8 protein-coding genes are annotated in these 11,532 nt (G+C 60.0%); 5 read left to right on the top strand and 3 right to left on the bottom strand.

The features are described from left to right. Positions 1-69: 69 nt before the first annotated feature. Positions 70-993 carry a carbon-nitrogen hydrolase family protein gene (locus HNQ83_RS25910; RefSeq protein WP_175391600.1) on the bottom strand — a complete coding sequence of 308 codons (924 nt, stop codon included), beginning with the start codon at positions 991-993 and terminating at the stop codon, positions 70-72. Positions 994-1,230: 237 nt separating this feature from the next. On the opposite strand from HNQ83_RS25910, the gene HNQ83_RS25915 reads away from it, so the two are divergent. The 3 genes from HNQ83_RS25915 (at position 1,231) to HNQ83_RS25925 (ending at position 4,397) form a co-directional block, all read left to right on the top strand. Continuing rightward, positions 1,231-2,382: a GGDEF domain-containing protein gene (locus HNQ83_RS25915; protein ID WP_175391602.1), complete on the top strand. Its 1,152-nt coding sequence runs from the start codon at positions 1,231-1,233 to the stop codon at positions 2,380-2,382. Between the two features lie 71 nt (positions 2,383-2,453). Continuing rightward, a complete protein-coding gene (locus tag HNQ83_RS25920; protein WP_175391604.1) occupies positions 2,454-3,398 on the top strand; it encodes a transporter in 945 nt (314 codons plus the stop codon). Positions 3,399-3,488: 90 nt separating this feature from the next. Beyond that, positions 3,489-4,397, top strand: a complete 909-nt coding sequence (locus tag HNQ83_RS25925) for a LysR family transcriptional regulator (RefSeq protein ID WP_175391606.1) — start codon at positions 3,489-3,491, stop codon at positions 4,395-4,397. Between the two features lie 3 nt (positions 4,398-4,400). Here HNQ83_RS25925 and HNQ83_RS25930 read toward each other — a convergent pair whose 3' ends face one another. Further along, entirely contained in the window at positions 4,401-4,655 is a 255-nt protein-coding gene (locus HNQ83_RS25930) for a hypothetical protein (protein WP_175391607.1), read from the bottom strand. A 162-nt stretch (positions 4,656-4,817) separates the two neighbouring features. Between HNQ83_RS25930 and HNQ83_RS25935 the strand changes: the two genes are divergently transcribed. Further along, entirely contained in the window at positions 4,818-5,135 is a 318-nt protein-coding gene (locus HNQ83_RS25935; RefSeq protein ID WP_175391609.1) for a YqjD family protein, read from the top strand. Between the two features lie 128 nt (positions 5,136-5,263). On the opposite strand, the gene HNQ83_RS25940 is transcribed toward HNQ83_RS25935, so the two are convergent. Then, positions 5,264-6,304, bottom strand: a complete 1,041-nt coding sequence (locus tag HNQ83_RS25940) for an Ldh family oxidoreductase (protein WP_175391611.1) — start codon at positions 6,302-6,304, stop codon at positions 5,264-5,266. A 219-nt stretch (positions 6,305-6,523) separates the two neighbouring features. On the opposite strand from HNQ83_RS25940, the gene HNQ83_RS25945 reads away from it, so the two are divergent. Beyond that, complete coding sequence (locus HNQ83_RS25945; protein WP_175391613.1) at positions 6,524-11,347, top strand: dermonecrotic toxin domain-containing protein; 4,824 nt, start codon at positions 6,524-6,526, stop codon at positions 11,345-11,347. Positions 11,348-11,532: the final 185 nt, after the last annotated feature.

Genomic DNA, 11,532 nt, shown 5'->3' on the forward strand with positions numbered 1-11,532 from the left:
GGCGCCATCATAGCGCCCGATTGAAGTGTCCAAAATCATTAGGCCAGTTCAGGCTTGCTCCTACAGAGGTCATGCGGTGAATTTGACGCCCGGTTTGGCCCGCTCATCCACGCTCAACTCGAACACGTCGGGCCGCGCATAATGCCCAACCACGTCGTAGTCATAGCGGGCGCGAATCAGGTCATCGGTGTCGATTTCAGCCGTCAACAGACCGGCCTCGCCACGCAACGGCCCGGCGAGGATGTCGCCCATGGGGCCCACGATCACGCTACCGCCGGCAATCAGCGGCCGATCCGCCGGCCAGTTCGCCACTTCAATCCCCAAGGCCTGCGGCGAGTCCTGCACCTGACAGGCGCTGACCACAAAACAGCGGCCTTCGTGGGCGATGTGACGCATGCTCACCTGCCACATCTCCCGTTCGTCCACCGTCGGCGCGCACCACACCTCCACGCCTTTGGCATACATGGCGGTGCGCAGCAGCGGCATCATGTTTTCCCAGCACACCACCGCGCCGATGCGCCCGACCTGACTGTCGATCACCGGCAAGGTCGAGCCATCGCCCTTGCCCCAGATCAGTCGTTCGGTGCCGGTCGGCATCAACTTGCGGTGCTTGCCCACCAGCCCCGACTGCGGATCGAAATACAGCGCCGTGCAGTACAGCGTGCTCCCCGCCCGCTCGATGACACCGATCACCAGATGGGCACCGGTACGCGCCGACAGCCCCGCCAGGGCTTCGGTTTCCGCGCCGGGCACGTCGATGGCATTGGCGAAATAGCGGGCAAAGGCCTCCCGTCCTTCCGGTAGCCGATAGCCCAGTTGCGTGCCAAAACCCTCGCCTTTCGGATATCCGCCGAGCAACGCCTCGGGCATCACCACCAACCCGGCGCGGGATTCGATGATTGCGTTTTCCCAGGACAGAATCTGCTCCAGTGTCTGTGCCTTGCCGCCGGGCAAGGCGCCGATTTGCAGTGCGGCAACAATTGATTTGGGCATCGCGTCAGCTCCGTTGGCTTGGGTTTTGTCCATTCTCGAACGCCACGCCTGCATGAATAAAGCCCGATTCACTGCTGAATGATATGAACAAAATGCATATCACCTACCGTGAAGGACCACGCAGCGTTTGACGCTCCCGGCCAAGGTCGAGGCGAGGCACACGCAGAGCGCTGCGAAAAATCGGCTCAACCGCTTACAATCCTGCCTTTTCACGCACTTCAGACAGGCAACAAGGATATGGCGCTCGACCCTCCCACGATGTTGACCATTTCGGTCGCCCTCGCCGCAGCCGCCGCGCTGTATCTGGCGGTCGAATGGCGCAGCATTCGCGTTCCCTCGCTGCTGTTCTGGAGCGCGGGCTTCGCCACGATCACCGTGGGCTCGACACTTGCCTTGCTGCGCATGAGCGGCCTGTTGCTGATCGGTATCTGGTTCGCCAACGGCTTGCTGGTGGTGGCGCACTGGTTTTTCCTGCTGGGCGTCGCGCGTTTCACCCAGGTGCGCCTGTCTCGTGCCTGGTACCTGATTTTCGTTACCTGGCTGGCACTGCTGTTTTTGCCGGACGAACCGTCGTGGTCGAAAATCATGCTGCTGGCCAACTCGCTGCTGGTCGGCCTGTTGTCGCTCAGAGCCAGCTTCCTGCTGCGCCCCCACGGCAAGTCGTTGAGCGTCGGCGCGGTACAGCTGCGCTATGTGCTGCTGATCCATGGTTGCTTCTATTTCGCCAAGGCCCTGACGGCCGTCGTTCCGGGCACGCTGATCGATCTGGCCTCTTTGCGCGGCGAGATCATTCAGATTTCCCTGGTCGAGGGCGTAATGGCGATCATGTTGATCGCGCTCTCGATGACCGGAACCGAGCGTTACCGGCGGGAGAAGCAAATTGCGCGGCTGGCTGAACGTGATCCACTGACCGCCCTTTACAACCGTCGCGCCCTCGAACGGCGGGCACCGAACCTCTTGGCTGAAGCCTCGACCAACCGACCGGGCGCCTTGCTGCTGATCGATATCGACAATTTCAAACCGGTCAACGACCTGTACGGCCATACGGCGGGCGACCAGCTGCTCGTCACGCTGAGCGAGATGATTCGCTCGGTACTGCCCGAAGGCGCGCTGGCAGCCCGGTTGGGCGGAGACGAGTTCGTCATCCTGCTGGGCAACGCATCGAGTGAGCGCATCGCCGCGCTGGGCCAAACGCTGCGTGAACAGTTTCACCACGCCGCCGCGCAGGCATTCACCACGCCCGAAGCCGTGACCCTGAGCATCGGCGCCAACCTGTTCGATCAACCGCCGGCCAGTCTGGCGGCCTTGATCGAGCAAGGCGATGCCGCGCTCTACGCCACCAAACGAAGCGGACGCAACAGTATCCGCATTGTCGATCTGACCCAATGACTTCCAGGGCAGGAGCTACGCTATAAAGCGCACTGTTGAGACTGGATGTTTGCCGAGACGCGAGGGTCTGGATGAATACAAGAAAGAGACAGGCGCTGGGCCTGGTCGTCCTGTTGCCGGCCATCGCCGCCCAGGCGGATGACGGTGGCATCAGTTTCTGGTTGCCGGGCCAGTTCGGGGCGCTGGCCGCCGCGCCTACCGAGCCCGGCTGGAGCCTGCCGCTGATCTACTATCACGTCAGTGTCAAAGATGATGCCAGCAAAGGCATTCCACGAGGCGGACGAACCACCTTTGGCCTCGATGCAAAAGCAGACCTGCTGTTCGCCTTCCCGACCTACACCTTCGCCGACCCTGTACTCGGCGCCCAGGCGGCCATTGCGGTGGGCGCTGCCGTGGCGCGCTCCGAAGGCAGTGTCGACGTCACCCTGACCGGACCACGGGGCCGGACCTTTTCCGGCGGCACCGACGACAGCTTGAAAGGGGCCAGCGACATTTATGTGATGGGCACGATGAAATGGAACCATGGCGTTCACAATTTCATGGCCTACAGCATGGGCAATATTCCGGTCGGCGCTTACGACCCCGATCGCCTGGTCAATCTCGGCCTGGGTCATGCCTCTCTGGATGCGGGCGGCGGCTACACCTACTTCGACAAGAAAAACGAATTCTCCGCCGTCGCGGGCATGACCTATAACTGGGAAAACACCGACACGGACTATCAAAACGGCATAGACGCTCACCTGGACTTGAGTGCCTCGCACTTCATTACCGAGCAGACTCACTTAGGCCTTGTCGGTTACGTTTACCATCAAGTCACGGGCGATAGCGGAAGCGGCGCCACCTTTGGCGATTTCAAATCGAGGGTCAATGGCATTGGTCCCCAGGTCGGGCACTTTTTCAAGGTGGGTAAAGACTTGTGGTACACCAACCTCAAGGGCTACAACGAGTTCGACGCGAAGAACCGCCCGGAGGGTTGGAATGTCTGGCTGACCCTGGTCGTACCGATAACTGATTAACCCCTTGAGACCCCACAAGTCGAAGGTCGCGGGTGGCAGGGTCGACTGAAACACCTATCATGAACAGCGCTTCACTCACTGCTCAATGATATGACCTCCATGAATATCGCCAACATCGATCTCAACCTGCTCAAAGTCTTCGAAGCACTGCACGAGGAATCCAGCGCCAGCCGCGCCGCGTTGCGCCTGGGCGTGACACAGTCGGCGGTCAGCGCGGCATTGCGCCGCTTGCGCGAGGTGTACGGCGACCAATTGTTCGTCCGCACCGGCCGCGGCCTGGCGCCAACGCTCAGGGCCAACCAGCTCAAGCCGGTCGTCAGCGATGCCCTGAACAAATGCCGCCAGAGCCTGGCGATGGTCGACCCCGACGCCGATCATTTCGACGGTCGATCCGTGACCGTGGGCATGTCCGATGATTTCGAGATTGCCTATGGCCGGCGCTTGATCGAAGAAGTGGCCCGCAGCGCCCCGAAGCTGCGTCTGATCTTTCGCCAGACTCACAGCCAGATCGTCGCGCAGGCCTTGATGGAGCGCACCATCGACCTGGCGATTACCGCTGGCGGCTTCGCCGAACGGCTGCTCAGTCGTCAGGTTTTGGGTGAAGGCGGTTATGCGTGCCTGGTCGACCCACAGAGCCTGACGGCGGGGCAGCAAAGCATCGATCTTGAAGAATTTGTCGCCCGTGAGCACATCCTGGTGTCGTCCGGGGGCTTTATCGGTATTACCGACGAAGGCCTGGCGGCGCTGGGATTGAGTCGGCGGGTCTGTGCCTCGACCACGCATTTTGCGGCACTGCCGCACCTGCTCAAGGGCAGTCGGGCGGTGGCAACCATTCCGGCCCATGCGGCCCGCAGCATCGCGGCGATCAGTGGCCTGGCGTTGCTGCCCTGCCCTCTGGCGTTGCCGCGCTACCCGGTCGAACTGGGCTGGCGCACCAGCGCCCAGCTCGATCCGGTGATGTTGAAAGTGCGCGAGGCGATTGTCGCGAGTTTTTCCTAGGCGTTACTTGTTGGCCGCCATCAAGCGGTTGACTTCACTGCGCACCATGTTCGAGTACTCTGGCGGCGACATGTTGTCCAGCTCGGCGCGGACCCACTCGGCCCACTTGCCTTTGCGTTTGCCGCGCTCGCCGAACAACCGTGCAGCCTCGCCCTTGGCTTTGCCCAGGTTGTTTTGCCAGAGTTCGAACAGACGGGATTTTTCGTCTTCCAGCGCCGCGCGCTCGGCAAGGGATTTGTCGGCCAGATTGAAGCTCATGGGAATTTCCTGCTGCGTAAAATAGGCGACATCTTACACTGTAGGACGAATCCTCCTGCGCTGGATTTTTCGGGATTCACCCGACGCCTGAAATCGCTGCAACTTTTTCAATGGCGGCGCACTCCATTGTTCACTGTCCACTTACCTGCAAGGAGTACTTCAATGGCCCGCAAAACCGCCGCACAAGCCGCCGAGGACCAAATCAAGGACCAGGCATTCAGCGAGCTTCAAGCGCTGATTGAAGAATCGGAAAAACTGCTCAAAAGCAGCGCCTCACTGGTGGGTGAGGAAGCGGAAACACTGCGTGGGCAAATCGCCCTGAAACTCCAGCAGGCCCGGGATTCGGTGACCCGTGTGCGTGACCGCACCCTGCCGGCGGTCGAAGCCACGGAAACCTACATCGGCGGTCATCCCTGGCAAACCGTGGCGGTTTCGGCCGGGTTCGGTCTGGTGGTGGGGTTGTTGCTGGCACGGCGTTGATTCAGCCCCCCTGTGGCGAGGGGATTTATCCCCGTCGGACTGCGCAGCAGTCCCATTTTTTGGGGCCGCTTCGCAGCCCAACGGGGATAAATCCCCTCGCCACAGAAGTCCCTTACCAAACTCAATGGTCAGAGACCAGCCAACTCCCGCAGACTCACCAGGGTCTGCGCATCCAGCGCAATACCCTCAGCCTGCGATCGGGCACGCTGATGATGACGCCGATCCCCCGGTAAACGCTTGAGCCCCACACCATGCATCTGCCGCACCAGCTCCTTGCTGCGCTCGGCAAAGCCCTGCCCGGCGGCCTTGCTCGGGTCGATGACAATCAGCAACTGCCCGGTCCATGGGGTCTTGGCACCGGGATGATTTTTCCAGTCGAATTCGAACGAAAAGTTACCCCCGGTCAATGCCGCGGCCAACAGCTCCACCATCATCGACAGCGCCGAGCCCTTGTGTCCGCCGAACGGCAACAACGCGCCGCCTTCGAGAATCGCCTTGGGGTCCTGGGTCGGCTGACCAAGGCCATCCACGCCCATGCCCGGCGGCAAGCGCTCGCCCTTGCGCGCGGCAATCTGCACGTCGCCATGGGCTATGGCACTGGTCGCCAGATCGAACACAATCGGCTCGCCATCGGCACGGGGTGCGGCAAACGCGATGGGGTTGGTACCGAACAACGGTCGGTCGGCACCGTGGGGCACGACGCAAGTCATGCTGTTGACCACACTGAGCGCCACCAAACCTTCATAGGCAAAGGGCTCGACATCCGGCCACAACGCCGCGAAATGGTGGGAATTGCGGATGGCGAGTACCGCGATGCCGGCGCTGCGCGCCTTTTCCACCAGCAGGGCCCGCGCCGCCGCGAGCGCCGGTTGCGCAAAACCGTTGCCGGCATCGACCCGGACAAACCCCGAAGCCACATCCTCGACCAGCGGAACGGCCTTGCCGTTCACCCAACCGCTCTGCAGCGTCGAGACATAACCGGGCATGCGGAACACCCCGTGACTGTGGGCACCGTCGCGCTCGGCACCCGCGCAGTTTCCAGCCAGCACCCGGGCGACATCGGCAGAGGTGCCGTGACGCAGGAATATCTTCTCAAGCAATGCCGTCAACTCAGCGAGCGACAGGTTTTGCGAGACAACAGCAGACACATCTTCGAGTGGTGCAGACATCTGAAGCTCCAGACTAATTATTGGAGGGAACAACAGCGTAGGTAGACCGCCGATTAACAACGCGCAGCGAGTACGCTGTCAACCCTTCAATGGCAGCTCTTTGCATGAACCCGGGCCGCCCGTGCATTAACTATCTACCACCTGCCGCCCGGCAACGCTTCTTAGGCTCGACGCTCAATCCACTGGCGCGCTGCACCGCGCCTGACACGAGACTCGACGATGCCTGCATCCCCTACCCCACTTTTTTTTCCCGAAATCCGCCGCTCTACCGATCATTGGACCGAGCTTGGCAAAATCCACGGGCTGACGCGCAAGGACTTCGAATGGCTGCGCCACGTGCAATGGGCCTCCCACGCGGCACGCCAGCAACAAACCCCGCCAATGCACGCCGAGAAAATCCTGGTCAGCGTCGGGACGCCATCCCTTCCCCTGGCGGGCTGCTTTGTGTTGTATCCCATGCCGGATGACCACGGCGAAATTCTCTACACGCCCTACGCCGGAATAAAGAAATTCGCCAACCGCACGGCCCTGGCCGCACACCTCAAAAGCCAATTGGACAGCGCGGGCGAAGACGATGACTTGCTGGCGTTCATGTCATTGCCCGCGCGTAAAACACTGGCCGAAGCCATCGACATCAAAGTCACCTTCGAGACCATCGACGGCGACATATTCCAGGATCAGCGCGCCGTTATCGAAGACAACCTGCACAGCAACGATCAGGCCATGGTCAACGAACTTCAACAACTGCCACCGCTCGACGCGCTGCTCGATGCCGTGCTGGAGCAATTGCTCGAAGCGGACTTTCCGACGCTGGATCAGCGTCAGACCCTGGTGAATTTCTATACCGAAACAGCGACCACCCCTGGCGACCTGAAAAATGCGAAATCCCGCCGCTGGGCCCACTCCATGTCCCTGCGTGAGGCCGTACTTTCGTTTTACCGCCATCAGCGCTGGCCGATCGGCCACCATGTCGAATTCTCGCATCCGCGACTGGCACCGCTGCCCACTGACCAGAAACGCTGGCAGACAGCAGTCAAACGCGCGGCCGACGGCCTGATCAGTCAGTTGTCGACGCAATTGCAACGTTTCTGGAACCAGGCAAGCGTAGACGGCGCCACGCGTAGGGCGTTCTTCGCCCGCGCCCTCGGCGAAAGGGCGCGAGCGGATCTGCTGTTCAAGCGCGAGGACGGGATCGTATCCCCGGAGCAAAGCCGCGCCCTGCACCCGTTGATCGTGCCGACGACGGGAACGCCCTCGACCCTGACCCTCGAAACGGTGCGTCTCTGGGAATATCCACCCAACTACATAGAACTCGCGGGATCGCTGATGATCAGTCAGGGCAGCTCCCATGCCTTTCTTTACACACCCGTTCAAGGGTTTGAGGTGCTGGCGGACTATGAAGAGCTGAAAGCCTCCCTGCGAGAAAAGTCCACGGTCGCCGGTCACGACGATGAGCTTTATGACCTCATGAGCCTGGACGAACGGCAGCGTTTCATCGGCTTCCATGAGCCTCAGGTGTCGGGCTCGGTCGTCAGCGGCTCGGTGTTTACGACACTCTTCGAAGCAATCATTACCAAACAACTGCAAAATCTCGAATACGCCATTCAGGTGTTCCGGCACAGTGACGGCGCGGTGAACATCCAGGCGTACTTCGACAAGGCGCTGGATATTCGCGCCATGATCAATGCGCGACTGCTGTCGCTGAATGCCCAGGGACGCTGGAGCACGCGACCGCTGATGTCGGGCAAACAACCCTCCCTGGTACTGGGCGACACGGCAGAAAGCCTGGCCAAAACCTACCTTTCCGTTGAATCGGCTCTGCGCGAGAAGTTTGTGCAGCAACCCGTGACCACGCTGGCGATTCAACGAGCGTATCTGGAGGGCATCGAATCGGATGTTGCCGACGCCTTTTCCGTTGGCCTGCGTGGAGAGGCTACCCTGCGCGAACTGAGCGGCACGTTGCGAAACGCCGATTGGCAAATCGTTGAAACCGTCTTCAACCAGGAGCGGGCGGAGCGAAAAAATCGCCTCGCCGTCAAGGGGTTTCACCCGGATGTCTTCTCACTGGTGCTTCAATGCACGGGCGAGGAGAACGTTCTGCCCTTGCCCAACTGCGTTTTGTTGACCGCCCGAGGTGGCCTCGATGTACAGCATTCCGGGCGTGCCATCCTATGGACGCCTGCGACCGGCCTGGAAGTCTTCGAGACCATCGGCAGCGCACGGCAGCAGTTGAACCTGCGTCTGTTCGATTCCGAAAAGCGCCTGAGTCTGCTGGACAATCTGTCCCCCGCTCAGCACAAGTTCCACCGACGCTATTCGCTCCACTCGCTGCGCCTGATCGAGGGCAATGTTTTGCAGCATCTCGCGCGCGATGCCATTGACCACTTTCTGGCGCGTTGCGAACAAGTGCGCGCCTGGAAACTGACCGCCGCCCAACGGGGCAAAGCGCTCGATTCGCTGACGAACACGGTCATTGACACCAACTTGCGCAGGGCAACCTCTATCGCCCAGGCGCTCACGCTCCAGCAGTCCTTGCCCGCGTGGCTCGGCATGGCGCCTGTCGAGGAACAGCAACTGCACATCGAGTTGCTGGAGCAGTACCGCCAGAGTGTCACCGACGACAAGGATTACCTGCACGGCATTCAACCGCTGAAGGACTATGCTCGGGAAACCTTGAAAACACTGCTGGACAGCCGGTTTTCCGGTACCGCGTTGCACCCCGACGATATCGAGATCACCCCCCACCTGTCCCTGGCCGGACCGGCGCAATCCCTGACCGATTTTGCCTTGAACCACGTCAACGTGACCCAAGGCACAGGTTTCAACGTTGCCTCGAAAACCACCAGGCCGTTGCCTGCAAACCTGAACCAATCCGCGGTCAGGCAACTGCTGTCAGCGCTGGACATTCAAAAAAACTACACCCGGCAGGTCACGGACAGTCTGGTGACCGACAGCACCCAAGCGGTGCCCCGTTGGCAGCGCTTTGTGCGACAAGTGCCCTGGCAACTCCTGCATCACGCCCACGAACTGAAGCTGCAACAACGGTTGTCCAACGGCGCCTTTGACCTTATCCGACAGGTGCTGGACATGCCGGATGCCGTGGCGAGGGCGACGGTCAAGGGTGCCCACGCCATCGTTCGGCCGCTGCAACTGATCAAGACGGCCAAGGCCAACCCGGTCGCGGCTCAGGGTCTGTATTTGATCGGTCCCGGGGACGGCCGGAAAGGCCCGCAAATCTTGTATGCCCCTTATTACAGCGGTGGGGTTTTCATTGAGTTCGAAGAGGATGCCAGTGTTGTCGCGGCGTTCAATGTACCCGGTCCATTGCAGGAATTACTGCTGCGTCGCCTGCCGGACAATGAGCGCTCGGTATTTCGTAACCTGTTGAGGTCCTCGGTCGGCAAAGAGAGTGAAATAACCCTCGGTTCCTCTGTCATCGGCGGTCATTTGCTGACCCACCTGTTCAACGACAACGCCGCTCTGCTGCCACGGATGCTTGCCAGTCGGACTGAAACCGATGGCGCCTCGGACTGGGAAACGGTCAAGCCGTTGTTCAGTGCCGGCATCAACCTGATTTCCGGCCTGCTACCCGGAAAACTCGCTTATGGGAAATTTCTGTGGCAAGCCTACGACGACTTCAAGGATTCGGCCGAAGCGTTGCAGGATCATCACTGGAAAAATGCATTGCGCAATTTCATCAGCGGTGCGGCCCAGATGGTCTCGTTGGGCAAATTGTCGCTGGAAAGCGGGACCGAAACGGCGGTCACACCTTCTGCCTCCACAACGCCGGCCCCACCCCCTGTGAGCGCATTGCAATGGTCACAGGTGGAATCGACCTCACCACAACGCACCCTGTTGCAGCATTTTGAAACCTCGTACGTGCAATTGAAGGATCTTGCAAAGGACAGCAAGGATGGCACTTATCGGGACGCCACCGGCAAACATCAATACGCCCCCATCGCCGGCAAGGTTTATCCCGTGAAAAAAAACGGGGCGGTGTGGCGGATGGTCAACGGCGAGCAGGAAGGGTCTGTCTTGCAGACCACCTCCAACAACGAACGGGTGATCGATCCGGACATGCACACCGTCCACTACGGCAAGACCCTGTCGACCATGCACAACCGATTCGTCGCCAGCCAGGAAGCTCGGTATGTTTTGAACATCGAAGCGCGAGGCATGGCCGAAATCCGGGCCAGGTTCCCGGAAAGGGCTGCCATGATCGTAAGAGCCGTCGATATGGCCCGCTACTATGCATTCAACAGCCTGCATAATCTTTGGCTGCGCAAGACACACCCTTCAGTGACACGAATGGATGCGTTTCTAAAAGAATTCTTTGATGTCAGCACGGTGGACACCGGTTTGCTGGACAAAATCAGTGAGGTCATCGTTCCCGTCTGCCTGGCGCTGGTGGACCCTGACTACGATTTGCTCAGTGGTGAACGACTGATCGTGGGTTCAAACAAGTACTCGTCTTCCAATGTGATCGCTTTCGTCAATCCGCGTGATCCGGACAGGCGCGTGCATCTCTCGGAGCATTTTTTCAAACAGCAACTGGAGTGGTATGAACACTCACTGACCGAGCCCTTCGATGTCAACGCCCATGCCATGGCATCCGGGATCACCCACGAATTGGCTCATCTGGTTAAAAAAGCAGTGGACATTGTGTATCTGGAGGCACGGCGTCCGTTCAGCGATCTTGTTGAGATCATCACCGGTGAAGGGCAGGCGATGAAGCAAACCCAGGTCGAGCTTCAGCGAGAAGCACTGTCGTTGCAGACCCCGAGGGAACAGTTATTTGCCCGCTGGAACGAAAAACTGAAAACATGGCTCAGCTTCGATTCGCTGACCAGTGCAAGGGAAGAGTGCGATGCGATCCTTGACATTACCGGATGCGAAACCATTGATCAGGCCCGGGATGCCTTCCTGGATACGCAGAACGCCGACTACCGAATCAACATCATTTTGCGTAATGCCGACTCGATCGCGATGCTGATCAGCGAACTGGGTCGACAATTGGACCCGGTGCCAGTGACCACCCACTGACAACCCACGCCCCCTCTAGGATCGAGCGCTGCTCGCGATGGATGCCAGAGCGACGCGGCTTATCAGCTACGCCGCGTTATCGTTGATGTTTATCGCGAGCGGCGCTCGCCCCTACAGATCGTTTTGATCATTTTTTCACGTCGTTTAAGGATACTGCTGCTCACCGGCGTGCCTTTGCGTTCACG

The sequence above is a fragment of the Pseudomonas sp. C2B4 genome (assembly GCF_013359695.1).
In the GTDB taxonomy this organism is placed as follows: domain Bacteria; phylum Pseudomonadota; class Gammaproteobacteria; order Pseudomonadales; family Pseudomonadaceae; genus Aquipseudomonas.

What these genes read in the sequence shown, in the direction of transcription:
- HNQ83_RS25935 (WP_175391609.1), top strand. Translation starts at nt 4,818, where the DNA reads ATGGCCCGCAAAACCGCCGCACAAGCCGCCGAGGACCAAATCAAGGAC.
- HNQ83_RS25945 (WP_175391613.1), top strand. Translation starts at nt 6,524, where the DNA reads ATGCCTGCATCCCCTACCCCACTTTTTTTTCCCGAAATCCGCCGCTCT.
- HNQ83_RS25915 (WP_175391602.1), top strand. Translation starts at nt 1,231, where the DNA reads ATGGCGCTCGACCCTCCCACGATGTTGACCATTTCGGTCGCCCTCGCC.
- HNQ83_RS25910 (WP_175391600.1), bottom strand. Translation starts at nt 993, where the DNA reads ATGCCCAAATCAATTGTTGCCGCACTGCAAATCGGCGCCTTGCCCGGC.
- HNQ83_RS25940 (WP_175391611.1), bottom strand. Translation starts at nt 6,304, where the DNA reads ATGTCTGCACCACTCGAAGATGTGTCTGCTGTTGTCTCGCAAAACCTG.
- HNQ83_RS25925 (WP_175391606.1), top strand. Translation starts at nt 3,489, where the DNA reads ATGACCTCCATGAATATCGCCAACATCGATCTCAACCTGCTCAAAGTC.
- HNQ83_RS25920 (WP_175391604.1), top strand. Translation starts at nt 2,454, where the DNA reads ATGAATACAAGAAAGAGACAGGCGCTGGGCCTGGTCGTCCTGTTGCCG.
- HNQ83_RS25930 (WP_175391607.1), bottom strand. Translation starts at nt 4,655, where the DNA reads ATGAGCTTCAATCTGGCCGACAAATCCCTTGCCGAGCGCGCGGCGCTG.